Raw genomic sequence first — 15,126 nt, 5'->3', positions numbered from 1 at the left:
CGCCGTGTTCTGGTCTTGAGGGGGAACGCGGCAGTGTGGTGGGTGCGGCGCCATACTTCAATAAAATAATCCAGCTATCAAATATGAATTCAGTGCATATCGATGAGGTGGACCTCAACCTGCTGCGGCTCTTCGATGCGGTCTACCGGACCCGCAACGTGAGCCGCGCGGCCGAGGCCCTGGGCCTGACGCAGCCGGCCGCCAGCCACGGCCTGACCCGGCTGCGCCTGCTGCTGGGCGACGCACTCTTCACACGCACCCCCGGCGGCGTGGCGCCGACGCCGCGCGCCGAGCGGCTGGCGGTGTCGGTGCAGTCGGCGCTGGCCACCCTGCAGCAGGCGCTGAGCGAGCCCGATCGCTTCGACCCGGCGGCCTCGCGCAAGCTGTTCCGAATTCACATGAGCGACATCGGCGAGGGGCGCTTCCTGCCGCCGCTGATGGCGCGGCTGCGCGAGCTGGCGCCGGGCCTGCGGGTCGAGACCATGCCGCTGGCGGCGGGCGAGATCACCACTGCGCTGGACAGCGGCAAGGTCGACTTCGCCTTCGGTTTTTTGCCCCGCGTGAAGGACACGCAGCGCACGCAGCTGCTGAAGGACCGCTACATCGTGCTGTTGCGCAAGGACCATCCCTTCCTGAAGCGCCGGCGCAGCGGCCAGGCATTGCTCGATGCGCTGCAGGAGCTCGACTACGTGGCCGTGCGCACACACGCCGACACCCTGCGCATCCTCCAACTGCTGAACCTCGAGGACCGGGTGCGGCTGACGACCGAGCACTTCATGGTGCTGCCGGCCATCGTGCGCGCGACCGACCTGGCGGTGGTGATGCCGCGCAACATCGCGCGCGGCTTTGCCGGGGAGGGCGGCCATGCCATCGTCGAGCCGCCGTTTCCGCTGCGCGACTTCACGGTGTCGCTGCACTGGAGCAAGCGCTTCGAGGCCGACCCGGGCAACCGCTGGCTGCGGCAGGTCATTACGGCGCTGTTCTCGGAGAAGGCGTCATGAGAAGCCATGGGCCTGCGCGCGGTTCATGTACTGGTCAGGCTCGGCATGCCACCATCGGGCGAACATGAAAAAACGCATTCCCTCCTTCCTGCGCCACGTCGGCCCGGGCGTCGTCACCGGCGCGGCCGACGACGATCCGTCGGGCATCGCGACCTACACCCAGGCCGGCGCGCAGTTCGGCACCGGGCTGCTGTGGACGGTGTTCCTGTCGCTGCCGTTCATGGTGGCGATCCAGCTGGTGTCGGCGCGCATCGGGCGCGTGACCGGCAAGGGTGTGGCGGCCAACCTGCGCGAACACATGCCGCGCAGCTTCCTGGTCGCGCTGGTTTTTCTGCTGGTGGTGGCGAACACCATCAACATCGCGGCTGACATTGCGGCGATGGGGGAGGCGCTGCAGTTGGTGGTGGGTGGCGGGGCGCATTTCCATGCGCTGGCCTTCGGCGTGGTGACGGTGCTGCTGCAGGTATTCGTGCCCTACCGCAAGCTGGCCCATATCCTCAAGTGGCTGACGCTCACGCTGTTCGCCTACGTTGCTGCGGTGTTCGCGGTGCAGGTGGAATGGGGGCGAGTGCTGCACGACCTCGTGGTGCCCAGGCTGCAATGGAGCGGCGACTACTGGATGATGATCGTGGCGCTCCTGGGCACCACGATCTCGCCCTACCTGTTCTTCTGGCAGGCGTCGCAGGAAGTCGAGGAGCTCCGGCTCAAGGGCGGGCGGCGCGGGACGGACGAGCAGGTGCAGCACGACCTGCGGCGCGTGCGCCTGGACACCTGGGTGGGCATGACCTTCTCCAACCTCATCGCTTTCTTCGTGATGGTGGTGGGCGCATCGGTGCTGTACACGGCCGGGGTGCACGACGTGACCTCCGCGGCGCAGGCGGCCGAGGCGCTGCGCCCGCTGGCCGGCGATTTCGCCTTCTGGCTGTTTGCCGGCGGCATCATCGCCACCGGCCTGCTGGCCGTGCCCGTGCTCGCGTCTTCCGCGGCTTATGCGGTGGCCGAGGCCTTCGGCTGGGAAGAAGGACTGGAGCGGCACTGGCGGGAGGCCAAGGAGTTCTACGGGATCATCGCCGTGGCCACGCTGGTCGGCACGGCGCTGGACTTCACGCCCATCGACCCCATGAAGGCGCTTTATTGGAGCGCGGTCATCAACGGGGTGGTCGCGGTTCCGATCATGGCGGCCATGATGGTTCTCGTGACGCGGGAGAAGGTGATGGGCGTGTTCACCTCCGGGCGCCGGACCCGGTGGCTCGGCTGGGGCGGCACCGCCCTGATGGGATTCGCGGCCCTGATGATGGGCTGGGACATGGTGCGCTGAGACCGGACCCGTGCAAGCGATTCTTTCCGAGGCCGGCCCGGTGCTGGTCTTCATGGCCTGCGTCGCGCTCGCCACCTATGCGCAGAACCTCACGGGCTTCGCATTCAGCCTGATCCTGCTCGGGCTGGTGTCGGTGTTCCACGTCGCCAGCGTGAGCGACACGGCCAACGCCGCCACGGTGCTGAGCCTGATCAACGCATGGACGTACTTCCGCGCTCGGCCCGGCGTGGTGCCCTGGCAGCTCATGAAGCCGGCGCTCAATGGCAGTACGGTCGGCGTGATTGTCGGGCTCGTGCTGCTGAACTGGCTCAGCGGCGACGCGGTCGACTGGCTGCGCGGGCTGCTGGGCGTGTCGATCCTGGGCTGCGCGGTGCTGCTGGTGCTGCAGGCCAGACCGCTGCCGGCGGTGTCGGGCCGCGCGAGCTTCGCCGTCGTCGGCGCGTTGTCGGGCGTCCTGGGCGGGCTGTTCTCGAGCTCGGGGCCGCCGATCGTCTTCCACATGTACCGCCAGCCGCTGGACCGCGAGCTGGTGCGCCGCGCGCTGCTGCTGATGTTCGCGTTCAACTCGCTGGTGCGGCTCGTCATCGTGGTGCCGACGGGGCATTTCTCGTGGCGCGCGGCGCTGCTGGCCGGCTGCGCGATGCCGGTCGTCTACGGCGCGACGCGGCTGCACCACCGGCTGCCGAACAGGCTGCAGCCGCGCACGCTCAAATGGCTGGTCGGCGGCCTGCTCGCGGCGGCGGGTTGCACGCTGGTCGCCACGGCGTGGGTGGCCATCGCGCACAGCTGACCGCCGACGGGGCCTTCGCGTGGCCCGGGAATTGCAGCATGCGCGCAAGGGTTTCCCCGTACGTGGCATACCGACCCCCACATACGCGTTATGGGCGCCCCCGTATGCAAGACCCCGGACAAGCCGCTAACGTCCATGACTGACCCACGACGGGTCTCCCACGAGCCCAAAAGCATGAGCACCGACAGCAGCACCAGCAGCCAGATTCAACCGATCCGCTTCTTCCATCGCGGAAGGATCGTCGACGTCACCGGCGTCCACCCGACCCGCTCCGTGCTCGACTGGCTGCGCGAGGACGCCCGCTGCACCGGCACCAAGGAAGGTTGCAACGAGGGCGATTGCGGCGCCTGCACCGTCGTCATCGGCGAACTCGCCACCGACCCCGATGCCGAAGGCACCATCGACGGGCTGAACCTGCAGACCGTGAATGCCTGCATCCAGTTTCTTCCCACGCTGCATGGCAAGGCGCTGTTCACGGTCGAGGACCTGAAGAGCCAATGCAAGACCCGGGAGGCCGCTGAAAAGAAGCAGCATGCCGTGCACACGCTGCACCCTGTTCAGCAGGCGCTGGTCGACTGCCACGGCTCCCAGTGCGGTTTCTGCACGCCCGGCTTCGTGATGTCGCTGTGGTCCACCTACGAGCACCACCAGGCCGAAGGCACGCAACCCACCCGCCAGCAGCTGGCCGACGAACTCTCGGGCAACCTGTGCCGCTGCACCGGCTACCGCCCGATCCTCGATGCCGGCCAGCGCATGTTCGACCTGCCGGCCGTGCGGCTCGACACGAAACCGGTGGTCGCGGCCCTCACCGCGCTGCAGAACGACGGCCTTGACTATGCCGCCCCGCTCGGCGCCCGCGTCGACCACTTCCATGCGCCGAAGACCCTGGCCCAGCTCGCCGCGCTGCGCGAGCAGAAGCCACGCGCCCAACTGCTGGCCGGTTCGACCGACGTCGGCCTCTGGGTCAACAAGCAGTTCCGCGACCTGGGCGACATCATCTACGTGGGCGACGTGGCCGAAATGAAGACCATCGAAGACCGCAAGGACGAGCTCTACATCGGCGCCGGCGCCTCGCTCGAATCCGCCTTTGCCGCGCTGGTCCAGCGCGTGCCGAGCCTCTCCGACGTATGGCTGCGCTTCGCCTCGCCGCCGATCCGCCATGCCGGCACCATGGGCGGCAACGTCGCCAACGGCTCGCCCATCGGCGATTCGCCGCCGGTGCTGATGTCGCTTGATGCACAGATCGAGTTGCGCCGCGGCGATGCGGTGCGCCGCATGCCGCTGTCCGAGTTCTATCTCGACTACATGAAGAACCAGCTGCAGCCGGGCGAGTTCGTCCAGGGGCTGGCCGTTCCGCACGCTGCGCTGCGCCGCCAGGTGCGCGCCTACAAGATCAGCAAGCGCTTCGATTGCGACATCTCGGCGCTGTGCGCGGGCTTCGCCATCGAACTCGAAGCCGGCAGCGACACGGTCAAGGCCGCGCGCCTGGCCTTCGGCGGCATGGCCGCCATCGTCAAGCGCGCCGCGAACGCGGAGGCGGCGCTGGTCGGCAAGCCATGGACGCAGGCCAGCGTTGCCACCGCCAAGCTCGCGCTGGCACAGGACTTCAAGCCGCTGTCGGATATGCGCGCTTCGGCCGACTATCGGCTGCAGGTGGCGCAGAACCTGATCCAGCGGCTCTGGCTCGAGACCCGCGCCGAAGACGCCCTGTCGCTGGAAGAAACCAGCGTATGGAGCGTGATGCCCCATGCCACCAAGGCCGCCGCCGAAGGAGTCTGACCATGAACAAGCCCATCGACGCCCGCCTGCTGCAGCCCGCCGAGGCCTTTGCCGATTACCTGGCCAACACAGCCGCGCGCATCGACGTCGGTGCCGAAGCGGTCGCGCACGATCTTGGCGCGCGTGTCGGCATCAGCCGGCCGCACGAGTCGGCCCACCTGCACGTGGCCGGCGAAGCGACCTACATCGACGACATTCCCGAACTCGCCGGCACACTGCACTGCGCGCTGGGCCTGTCGCCGGCCGCCAACGGCCGCGTCACGGCGCTGTCGCTCGACGCGATCCGTGCGATGCCCGGCGTGGTCGCGGTGCTCACGGCCGACGACATTCCCGGCAGCAACGACTGCGGTTCGATCATTCACGACGACCCGATCCTGCTGCCCGTGAACCACGGCGGCGAGATCCGCTACCTCGGACAACCCGTATTCGCCGTGATCGCCGAGACGCGCGATGCAGCGCGCCGCGCCGCTGCGAAAGCCAAGGACGCGTTGACCATCGACGCGCAGCCGCCGGTGATCACACCGCAGGACGCCCATGCGCGCGGCCAGTACGTGGTGCCGCCGATGCACATCGTGCGCAGCGGAGGCAGCGCCAACGAGGGCGACGAAGCCGCAGTGCGCGCCGCCATCGCCAAGGCGCCGCATCGCCACAAAGCCACGCTCGACGTGGGCGGGCAGGAGCAGTTCTACCTGGAAGGCCAGATCAGCTACGCCATTCCGAAGGAAGGCGGCGCGCTGCACATCCACTGCTCGACGCAGCACCCGAGCGAAATGCAGCACCTGGTGGCGCATGCGCTGCACCTGCAGTCGAACGAAGTGCATGTCGAATGCCGGCGCATGGGCGGCGGCTTCGGCGGCAAGGAGTCTCAGTCGGCGCTGTTCGCTTGCGTGGCGGCCATCGCGGCGCGCCAGTTGCAGCGCCCGGTCAAGCTGCGGCTCGATCGCGACGACGACTTCATGATCACCGGCCGGCGCCACTGCTTCTGGTACGAGTACGAGGTGGGCTACGACGACGAGGGCCGCATCCTCGGCGCCGAGATCACCATGGTCTCGCGCGCCGGCCACTCGGCCGACCTGTCGGGTCCGGTGATGACGCGCGCGCTGTGCCACTTCGACAACGCCTATTGGCTGCCCAACGTGGCCATGCACGGCTTCTCGGGCAAGACCAACACGCAGAGCAACACGGCGTTCCGCGGCTTCGGCGGTCCGCAGGGCGCCATCGCCATCGAGAACATCATGGACTCGGTGGCGCGCGAACTGAAGCGCGACCCGCTCGACGTGCGGCGCGTCAACTTCTACGGCAAGACCGACAACAACGTCACGCCGTACCGCCAGACCGTGACCGACAACATCGTCCATGAACTCGTGGCCGAGCTGGAAGCCAGCAGCGGCTACCGCGCGCGGCGCGAAGACATCGCGGCCTTCAACAAGGCGAGCGTGGTGCTCAAGCGCGGCCTCGCGCTGGCGCCGCTGAAGTTCGGCATCTCGTTCAACGTGAAGCACTTCAACCAGGCCGGCGCGCTGGTGCACGTGTACACCGACGGCTCGATCCTCGTGAACCACGGCGGCACCGAGATGGGGCAGGGCCTGAACACCAAGGTGGCGCAGGTGGTGGCGCACGAGCTGGGCGTGAGCTTCGAGCGCGTGCGGGTCACCGCCACCGACACCACCAAGGTGGCGAACACCTCGGCCACGGCAGCATCGACCGGCGCCGACCTGAACGGCAAGGCCGCGCAGGACGCGGCGCGCCAGATCCGCGAGCGCCTTGCCGAATGCGCGGCCGAGCGCCACGGCGGCAAGGCCGGCGAGGTGCGCTTTGCGAACGACAAGGTCGAGGTCAATGGCCGCTCGCTGGCCTTCAGCACCGTGGTGGGCGAGGCGTACCTCGACCGCAAGCAGCTGTGGTCCGATGGTTTCTACGCCACGCCCGGCCTGAGCTGGGACAAGGACAGGATGCAGGGCCGCCCGTTCTACTACTACGCCTACGGTGCCGCCGTGAGCGAGGTGATCGTCGACACGCTCACCGGCGAGTGGAAGTTATTGCGCGCCGACATCCTGCACGACGCGGGCAAGTCGCTGAACCCGGCGGTGGACATCGGCCAGGTCGAGGGCGCCTTCATCCAGGGCATGGGCTGGCTCACCACCGAGGAGCTGGTGTGGCACCCGCAAAGCGGCATGCTCACCACGCACGCGCCCAGCACCTACAAGATTCCGACGGCCAACGACTGCCCGCCGGTGTTCAACGTGCGCCTGTTCGAAGGCCAGAACTTCGAGGACTCGATCCACCGCAGCAAGGCTGTGGGCGAGCCGCCGCTCTTGCTGCCGTTCTCGGTGTTCTTCGCGATCCGCGATGCGGTGTCTGCCGCGGGCGGCCACCGCATCGATCCGCCGCTGAAGGCGCCGGCCACGAGCGAGTCGATCCTTCGTGCCATTACCGCTGTCCAGTCCGCATAGTCACTCGTAGACTTTGGCGCATGTCCAAAGTTCTCCCAATGCCCTACCTCCTGATCCCCTTCGCGAAACACCGCGGAACCGGCTTTGCCGGGCCGCTGGTGTTGCCCCCGGCAGGGGGTTGGCGAAGCGACACGAAGTGCGCGAAGACTGGGGGGACGTCACATGCGTGACCAGGCACTTTTCGACAAGATCGATCTCCATCTGATCCGGGTGCTTCACACCGTGCTGACCGACCGCAGCGTCTCGCGCGCCGCCATCCGGCTGGGCATGTACCAGCCGGCCGTGTCGGCCGCGCTGAAGCGCCTGCGCGAGCTGTCGGGCGACCCGCTGCTGGTGCGCTCGGGCTCGGGCATGGTGCCGACCGATGCGGGGCTGCGCATGATCGAGCCGGCCGCCAGCATCCTGCGTGCGGCCGAGATGCTGTTCTCCGACGCGCGCGGCTTCGAGCCGCAGTCGGCGGCCACCACTTTCCGCATCGCGGCCAGCGACTACATGGACCCGCTGTTCCTGCCGATGCTGGTGGCGCACGTGAAGCGCGAGGCACCGCTGTGCCAGATCGAGATCCACGCGCTCACACCCGACTCGGACTACCACGGCCACCTCGCGCTCGGCCAGGTCGACCTCGTCATCGGCAACTGGCTCAAGCCGCCGGAAGACCTGCACATGGCGCGGCTCTTCGGCGACGAGGTGGTGTCCCTGGTCAACAAGGACCATCCGGCGGTGCGCCGCGGCTGGGACCTGGAGACCTGGCTCGCGGCCGAGCACATCGCGCCCACGCCCATGCATCCGGGCGGGCGCGGCATCATCGACCAGATGCTCGACGAGCTGGGGCGGCAGCGCAACATCACGGCGCGCTGCGCGCACTTCAGCCTCATCCCGGACATGGTGGCCTCGAGCTTGCTGGTGTTGACCACCGGGCGCCAGTACTGCGAGCGCTTCGCGTCGCGGCTGCCGCTGAAGATTCTCGATTGCCCCGTGGCGCTGCCGCGCCTCATGTACTACCAGCTCTGGCACGAACGCACCCATTCGTCGAGCTCGGCGCGCTGGCTGCGCGAATGCATCAAGGACGTGGCGGCGTCGCTGCGTCCAACGGTTTCCGCCCTGTCCGGTGTATCCAGCGCCGCAACGCGCCTGCCCGCCGCGCCCGAAACCTTCGATCCCTGAGAGATCCCCGTTCGCGCCGGCGTCGTGAGCGGGGCAACGATGAAGCAACCGCCACTACAACAGCTGGAGACAAGCGAAATGAGTACGTTCGAACAGGCGCCGCAGGGCGCCGATCCCCGCACGCCGGGGCATGTCGAGTCCGCGCGTGCGCGTGCGGCCGTGAGCGGTGCAAGCGGCCCGGGCCTGCTTGAACGCGTGTTCAAGCTCAGCGCGCACAACACCACGGTGCGCACCGAAGTCATCGCGGGGCTCACCACCTTCCTGACGATGGCCTACATCATCTTCGTGAACCCCTCGATCCTGGGCGACGCGGGCATGCCGAAGGGCTCGGTCTTCGTGGCCACCTGCCTCATTGCGGCGCTGGGCACGCTGATCATGGGCCTGTACGCCAACTACCCGATCGCCATGGCGCCGGGCATGGGGCTGAATGCCTACTTCGCCTACGTGGTGGTGCTCGGCATGGGCTACACGTGGCAGGTTGCGCTGGGCGCGGTGTTCATCTCGGGCTGCCTGTTCCTGATCGTCACGGTCACGGGGTTGCGGGAGCTGTTCATACAGGGCATACCGCAGTCGCTGCGAACGGCGATCACGGTGGGCATCGGCATGTTCCTGGCGCTCATCGCATTGAAGAGCGCTGGCGTCGTCGCGGCTTCGCCGGCCACCTTCGTCACGCTGGGCGACCTGCACTCGGCGCCGGTGATCCTGGCCACGCTGGGCTTCCTCATCATCGTGGCGCTCGACAAGCTCAAGGTGCGCGGCGCGATCCTGATCGGGATCGTCACGGTGACGGTGCTCTCGTTCTTCTTCGGCGGCAACAAGTTCCACGGCGTGTTCGACGCGCCGCCGTCCATTGCGCCCACCTTCATGCAGCTGGACATCCTGGGTGCGCTCAAGGGCGGCATCCTGAACGTGGTGCTGGTGTTCTTCCTGGTCGAGATGTTCGACGCCACCGGCACGCTGATGGGCGTGGCCAAGCGCGCCGGCCTGCTGGTGCCGGGCAAGATGGAGCGCATGAACAAGGCGCTGCTGGCCGACAGCGGTGCGATCTTCGCGGGCTCGCTGCTCGGCACCTCGAGCACCACGGCCTATGTGGAGAGCGCGGCCGGCGTGCAGGCGGGCGGACGCACCGGCCTCACGGCCGTGGTGGTGGCGCTGCTGTTCCTGGCCTGCCTGATGATCTCGCCGCTCGCGGGATCTGTGCCGGCCTACGCCACCGCGCCGGCGCTGCTCTTCGTGGGCTGCCTGATGCTGCGCGACCTGGTCGAGCTCGACTGGGAAGACACGACCGAGGTGATCCCGGCCGCCGTCACCGCGCTCACGATGCCCTTCACCTACTCCATCGCCAACGGCCTGGCCTTCGGCTTCATCACATACGCCGTGCTGAAGCTCTGCACCGGCCGGGCACGGGAAGTGCATGCGATGGTCTGGGTCATCGCCGCCGTGTTCCTGTTCAAGTTCGCCTATATCGGCGGACACTGACTTGAACTGAGCAAAGCGCCGTCGGGCGCCGATGGTCGCGGGGACGTTATTAAACTGATAGCTGTTTCCGCTTTGTTGCTGTTGACGAGACAAAAATCCACGAAACCCGGCATGACAACCCCAAGACTCCAACTGGCGAACATCACCAAACGATATCCCGCGGTGGTCGCCAACAGCGACATTTCCCTGGCCGTGCAGCCCGGCGAGATCCACGCCGTGCTCGGCGAGAACGGCGCCGGCAAATCGACCCTGATGAAGATCATCTACGGCTCGGTCAAGCCCGACGAAGGAACCGTCATGTTCGACGGCCAGGCCGTGAACCTGCGCAACCCGCAACAGGCGAGGGCGCTGGGCATCAGCATGGTGTTCCAGCACTTCAGCCTGTTCGATACGCTCACGGTGGCCGAGAACGTCTGGCTGGGACTCGACAAGTCGCTGCAACTGGCCGAGGTGGCGCGCAGCATCACGGCCAAGGCGGGCGAATACGGGCTCGACATCGACCCGGCGCGGCCGGTGCACACGCTGTCGGTGGGCGAGATGCAGCGGGTCGAAATCATCCGCGCGCTGCTCACCAACCCCAAGCTGCTGATCCTCGACGAGCCGACCTCGGTGCTGACGCCGCAGGCGGTGGTCAAGCTCTTCCACGTGCTGAACAAGCTGGCCTCCGAGGGCTGCAGCATTCTCTACATCAGCCACAAGCTGCACGAGATCCAGGAGCTGTGCAGCGCCTGCACCGTGCTGCGCGGCGGCAAGGTCACGGGCGTGTGCAATCCGCAGAACGAAAGCACCCAGTCGCTGTCGCGGCTGATGATCGGCAGCGAGCCGCCGCCGCTGCAGCACCGGCCGGTGCATGCGGGCGCGGTGGCGCTGCGCGTGCAGGGGCTGACGCTGGCGCGCGAAGACCAGTTCGGCATGGACCTCGAGGGCATTTCGTTCGAGGTTCGCGCGGGTGAAGTGGTCGGCATCGCCGGTGTCTCCGGCAACGGCCAGAAGGAGCTGCTCTACACGCTGTCGGGCGAGGACGTGCGCGCCGAGGCGCCGATGGTCCGGGTGTTCGACCAGCCCGCCGGCCGGCTGCGCCCGCGCGCGCGGCGCGCGCTCGGCCTGCACTTCGTGCCCGAGGAACGGCTGGGCCGCGGGGCGGTGCCCACGCTGGGGCTCGCGCACAACCTGCTGCTCACGCGCGGCGATGCGGTGGGCCGGGGCGGATGGATCCGCACCGGCGCGCTCGAGCGGCAGGCGAAAGCCATCATCGAGCGCTTCAAGGTCAAGGCAGGAGGCCCTCGCGCGGCGGCGCGGTCGCTGTCGGGCGGCAACCTGCAGAAATTCATCGTCGGGCGCGAGATCGACGCCAACCCGAAGCTCTTCATCGTCTCGCAGCCGACCTGGGGCGTGGACGTGGGCGCGGCCGCGCTGATCCATGCCGAGATCCTCGCGCTGCGCGATGCCGGCTGTGCGGTGCTGGTGATCAGCGAGGAGCTCGACGAGCTGTTCAACATCTGCGACCGGCTGCACGTGATCGCCAAGGGCCGGCTGTCGCCCTCCATCGACCGCGCGGCCGCGACGCTGCCGCAGATCGGCGAATGGATGAGCGGCCTGTGGAAGAAGGAGGCGGCCCATGTTTAAGCTCGAACCCCGTCCGGAGCTTTCGCGCTTCTGGAGCTATGCCTCGCCGATATTGGCGCTGGCGATCACCGTGCTGATCGGCGTGGCGCTGTTCGCGGCGCTCGGCAAGGACCCGGTCAAGGGCCTGCTGGTGTTCTTCTACGAACCCATCAAGAGCGGCTATGCCATCGGCGAGCTGATGGTCAAGGCCACGCCGCTGCTGATCATTGCGCTGGGGCTGGCCGTGTGCTTCCGCTCGAACGTGTGGAACATCGGCGCCGAAGGGCAGTTCGTGTTCGGCGCCATTGCGGCCGGTGGCGTGGCGCTGCTGGCCGACAAGAGCACGGGGCAGTGGATCGTGGCCGCCATCCTGGTCGCGGGCGTCCTCGGCGGCATGGTGTGGGCGGGCATCGTCGCGTTCCTGCGCGACAAGTGCAACGCCAACGAGATCCTGGTGAGCCTGATGCTGGTCTACGTGGCGACGCTGCTGCTGGGCTACATGGTCTACGGGCCGTGGAAAGATCCGAACGGCTACAACTTCCCGCAGACCAAGACCTTCGAGGCGGTCACGCAGATCCCGCGCCTGTTCAAGGGCTCGCGCGTGAGCATCGGGCTGGTCATCGCGCTGGTGGGCGCGGGGGCGCTGTGGGTGTTCCTGTTCCGCACGCGCGCGGGCTTTGCGCAGCAGGTCGGCGGGCTGGCGCCGGCGGCCTCGCGCTACGCGGGCTTCTCGGCGCGGCGCGCGGTGTGGATCGCGCTGCTGACCTCGGGCGGCGCGGCTGGCCTCGCTGGTGCGCTCGAAGTGGCGGGGCCGCTCGGCCAGCTCACGCCCTATGTGCCGGCGGGCTATGGCTTCGCGGCGATCATCGTGGCCTTCGTCGGGCGGCTGCATCCGGTGGGCATGATCTTCTCGGCCCTCCTCATGAGCATGTTCTACATCGGCGGCGAGCTGGCGCAGTCGCGGCTCGGCTTGCCCAAGTCGCTCACCGGTGTGTTCCAGGGCCTGCTGCTGTTCACGCTGCTGGCCTGCGACACGCTCATTGCCTATCGCATTCGCCGCAAGGCGGCTGTCAAGGCTGCGGGCTTGACGACGAGTTCGCTGCAGGCGAGCACACCGCTCACTGCGCCTGTCGCGCGACCGAACGAAGGAGCACTTTGAATGAAGGCCTTCGCTTCGATTCGAGTGCCGCGTGTGTCGTGGGGCGCTCACGCCGGCGGGGGACATTCGCGCAGGGGAGTACCCGGTGTCCTGTGCACGCGCCCTGAGCGACAGCGCCCCGAACATCAGCCCTCGAACACAAGCAACCCGCGCCGGAGCAATTGAATGGACAGTTACGCACTCCTCCTGGGCTCCACCCTGAGCGCCGGAACGGTCCTCGCCATCGCGGCGCTGGGCCTGTTGATCAACGAGAAGGCCGGCGTCGTCAACCTCGGCGCCGAGGGCCTGATGCTCTGCGCCGCCATCGCGGGCTTCGCGACGGTGGTCACCACGCACAACCCCTGGCTCGGCTTCCTCGCCGGCATGGCGGCCGGGGCGCTGCTCTCGGCCTTCTTCGGCGTGCTGGTGATCTGGCTCAACACCAACCAGTACGCGACCGGCCTCGCGCTCAGCCTGTTCGGCGTTGGCTTCTCGGCCTTTGCCGGCATCAACTTCGTGCAGGCCAAGCTGCCCGCGAGCGTGAGCTACGCCATCCCCGTGCTGGGCGACATCCCGCTCGTCGGCCCGGCGCTGTTCCGCCACCACCCGATGGTGTACTTCGCGGTGGTGCTGACCGTCGCGCTGATCTGGTTTCTCTACCGCACGCGTGCCGGCCTGGTGCTGCGCTCGGTCGGCGAGTCGCCCGAGTCGGCGCATGCGCTGGGCTACCCGGTGCGGCGCATCCGCTTCATGGCGGTGATCGCGGGCGGCGCGTTGTGCGGGCTGGCGGGCGCGTATCTGTCGACCGTGTACACGCCGCTATGGGTCGAGGGCATGGTGGCAGGGCGCGGCTGGATCGCGCTGGCGCTCACCACCTTCGCCACCTGGCGGCCGGTGCGCGTGCTGCTGGGCGCCTACCTGTTCGGCGGCGTGTCGATGCTGGGCTTTCACCTGCAGAGCAGCGGCGTCGACGTGCCGGCGCAGTTCCTCAGCATGCTGCAGTACATCGCGCCCATCGTGGTGCTGGCGCTGATCTCGCGCAACCCGGCATTCATCCGCGCCAACATGCCGGCCTCCATCGGGAAACCGTTCTACCCCGGCTCATAATCGTGTTTCGTTTTTCCGCCAACCTGTCCTTTTGAGGATTTCCGACAATGAATGATCTGAACAAGCGCTCCCTGCTCAAGCTGGCCGCCCTCACGGCGGTCGCTTCGGCGGCCCTGATCGGCTGCGGCAAGAAAGAAGAAGCGGCAGCACCGGCCCCAGCGCCCGCGCCGGCCCCGGCACCCGCCGCTGCCGCACCGGCTCCGGCAGCGCCGCTGAACATCGCATTCGCCTATGTCGGACCCGTGGGCGACGGCGGCTGGACCTTCGCGCACGACAACGCGCGCAAGGCGCTCGAAAAGGAATTCGGCGACAAGATCAAGACCACCTTCGTCGAAAGCGTGCCCGAGGGCGCCGACGCCGAGCGCGTGTTCCGCGACATGGTGAGCCAGGGCAACAAGCTGATCTTCGGCACCACCTTCGGCTACATGGAGCCGATGCTCAAGGTCGCGGCAGACAGCAAGGACGTGAAGTTCGAGCACGCCACCGGCTACAAGACCTCCGACAACATGCGCACCTACGACAGCCGCACGTACGAGGGCGCGTACATGGCCGGCGTGATCGCCGGCGCCATGACCAAGAGCAACACGCTGGGCGTGGTCGGTTCGGTGCCGATCCCCGAAGTGCTGCGCAACATCAACAGCTTCACGCTGGGCGCGCAGTCGGTCAACCCGAAGATCACGACCAAGGTCGTGTGGGTCAACGAGTGGTTCAGCCCGCCCAAGGAAACCGAAGCCGCCACCGCCCTCATCAACGGCGGCGCCGACGTGCTGTTCCAGAACACCGACTCGCCGGCCGTGCTCAAGACCGCGCAAGAGAAAGGCAAGCGCGCCTTCGGCTGGGACTCCGACATGACCGCCTACGGTCCCAAGGCCCACCTGGCCTCGGCCACCATCAACTGGGCCCCGTACTACATCAAGGCCACCCAGGAAGCCCTGGACGGCAAGTGGACCACCGGCCAGAGCTGGTGGGGCGTGAAGGAAGGTGCCATCGACCTCGTGTCGATCGCCGATGACGTGCCGGCCGAAACCAAGGCCAAGGTCGAGGCAGTGAAGAAGGGCCTGAAGGACGGCAGCTTCGTGATCTGGAAGGGCCCGATCCTCGGCCAGGACGGCAAGGAACTGGTCGCCAAGGACGCGGTGGCCGACGACAAGTTCCTCTCGGGCGTGAACTTCTACGTCAAGGGCGTCGAAGGCAAGGTGCCGGGCGGCGAGAAGAAATAAGCTCGCCCCCAGGCTGCGCGCACTTCGTGTCGCTACGCCTTCCCCCTACCGGGGGCAACACCAGCGGCCCGG

At 67.8% G+C, this 15,126-nt stretch carries 11 protein-coding genes; all 11 read left to right on the top strand.

Annotated elements, in window-relative coordinates:
* The first annotated feature begins 83 nt into the window (after nucleotides 1-83).
* The 11 genes from ACEN9N_RS15910 (at nucleotide 84) to ACEN9N_RS15860 (ending at nucleotide 15,054) form a co-directional block, all read left to right on the top strand.
* Nucleotides 84-1,001, top strand: coding sequence for a LysR family transcriptional regulator (locus ACEN9N_RS15910; protein WP_495653966.1), 918 nt, complete (start codon nucleotides 84-86; stop codon nucleotides 999-1,001).
* 64 nt (nucleotides 1,002-1,065) lie between these two features.
* Nucleotides 1,066-2,319, top strand: a complete 1,254-nt coding sequence (locus ACEN9N_RS15905) for an Nramp family divalent metal transporter (RefSeq protein ID WP_007830580.1) — start codon at nucleotides 1,066-1,068, stop codon at nucleotides 2,317-2,319.
* A gap of 10 nt (nucleotides 2,320-2,329) precedes the next feature.
* The gene (locus ACEN9N_RS15900) at nucleotides 2,330-3,109 is read left to right on the top strand and encodes a sulfite exporter TauE/SafE family protein (protein ID WP_495653965.1); all 780 of its coding nucleotides are present in this window, start codon (nucleotides 2,330-2,332) and stop codon (nucleotides 3,107-3,109) included.
* A gap of 174 nt (nucleotides 3,110-3,283) precedes the next feature.
* Entirely contained in the window at nucleotides 3,284-4,888 is a 1,605-nt protein-coding gene (gene xdhA / locus ACEN9N_RS15895) for a xanthine dehydrogenase small subunit (RefSeq protein WP_413314616.1), read from the top strand.
* Nucleotides 4,889-4,890: 2 nt separating this feature from the next.
* Nucleotides 4,891-7,341 (top strand): xanthine dehydrogenase molybdopterin binding subunit, encoded by a 2,451-nt coding sequence (xdhB, locus tag ACEN9N_RS15890; RefSeq protein ID WP_495653964.1) that lies wholly within the window; start codon nucleotides 4,891-4,893, stop codon nucleotides 7,339-7,341.
* A 162-nt stretch (nucleotides 7,342-7,503) separates the two neighbouring features.
* Entirely contained in the window at nucleotides 7,504-8,505 is a 1,002-nt protein-coding gene (locus ACEN9N_RS15885; protein ID WP_495653963.1) for a LysR family transcriptional regulator, read from the top strand.
* 78 nt (nucleotides 8,506-8,583) lie between these two features.
* Nucleotides 8,584-9,984, top strand: a complete 1,401-nt coding sequence (locus tag ACEN9N_RS15880; protein ID WP_007838606.1) for an NCS2 family permease — start codon at nucleotides 8,584-8,586, stop codon at nucleotides 9,982-9,984.
* 111 nt (nucleotides 9,985-10,095) lie between these two features.
* Nucleotides 10,096-11,610 carry an ABC transporter ATP-binding protein gene (locus tag ACEN9N_RS15875; RefSeq protein ID WP_007838605.1) on the top strand — a complete coding sequence of 505 codons (1,515 nt, stop codon included), beginning with the start codon at nucleotides 10,096-10,098 and terminating at the stop codon, nucleotides 11,608-11,610.
* A complete protein-coding gene (locus tag ACEN9N_RS15870; RefSeq protein ID WP_413314614.1) occupies nucleotides 11,603-12,748 on the top strand; it encodes an ABC transporter permease in 1,146 nt (381 codons plus the stop codon). Before ACEN9N_RS15875 ends, ACEN9N_RS15870 begins: the two co-directional genes overlap by 8 nt.
* 165 nt (nucleotides 12,749-12,913) lie before the next feature.
* Entirely contained in the window at nucleotides 12,914-13,834 is a 921-nt protein-coding gene (locus ACEN9N_RS15865; protein ID WP_413314613.1) for an ABC transporter permease, read from the top strand.
* A 47-nt stretch (nucleotides 13,835-13,881) separates the two neighbouring features.
* Nucleotides 13,882-15,054 (top strand): BMP family ABC transporter substrate-binding protein, encoded by a 1,173-nt coding sequence (locus ACEN9N_RS15860; protein ID WP_007839101.1) that lies wholly within the window; start codon nucleotides 13,882-13,884, stop codon nucleotides 15,052-15,054.
* Nucleotides 15,055-15,126 lie beyond the last annotated feature (72 nt).

This window comes from Variovorax sp. Varisp46, assembly GCF_059491885.1.
This window is presented reverse-complemented; position numbering and strand designations above follow the sequence as displayed.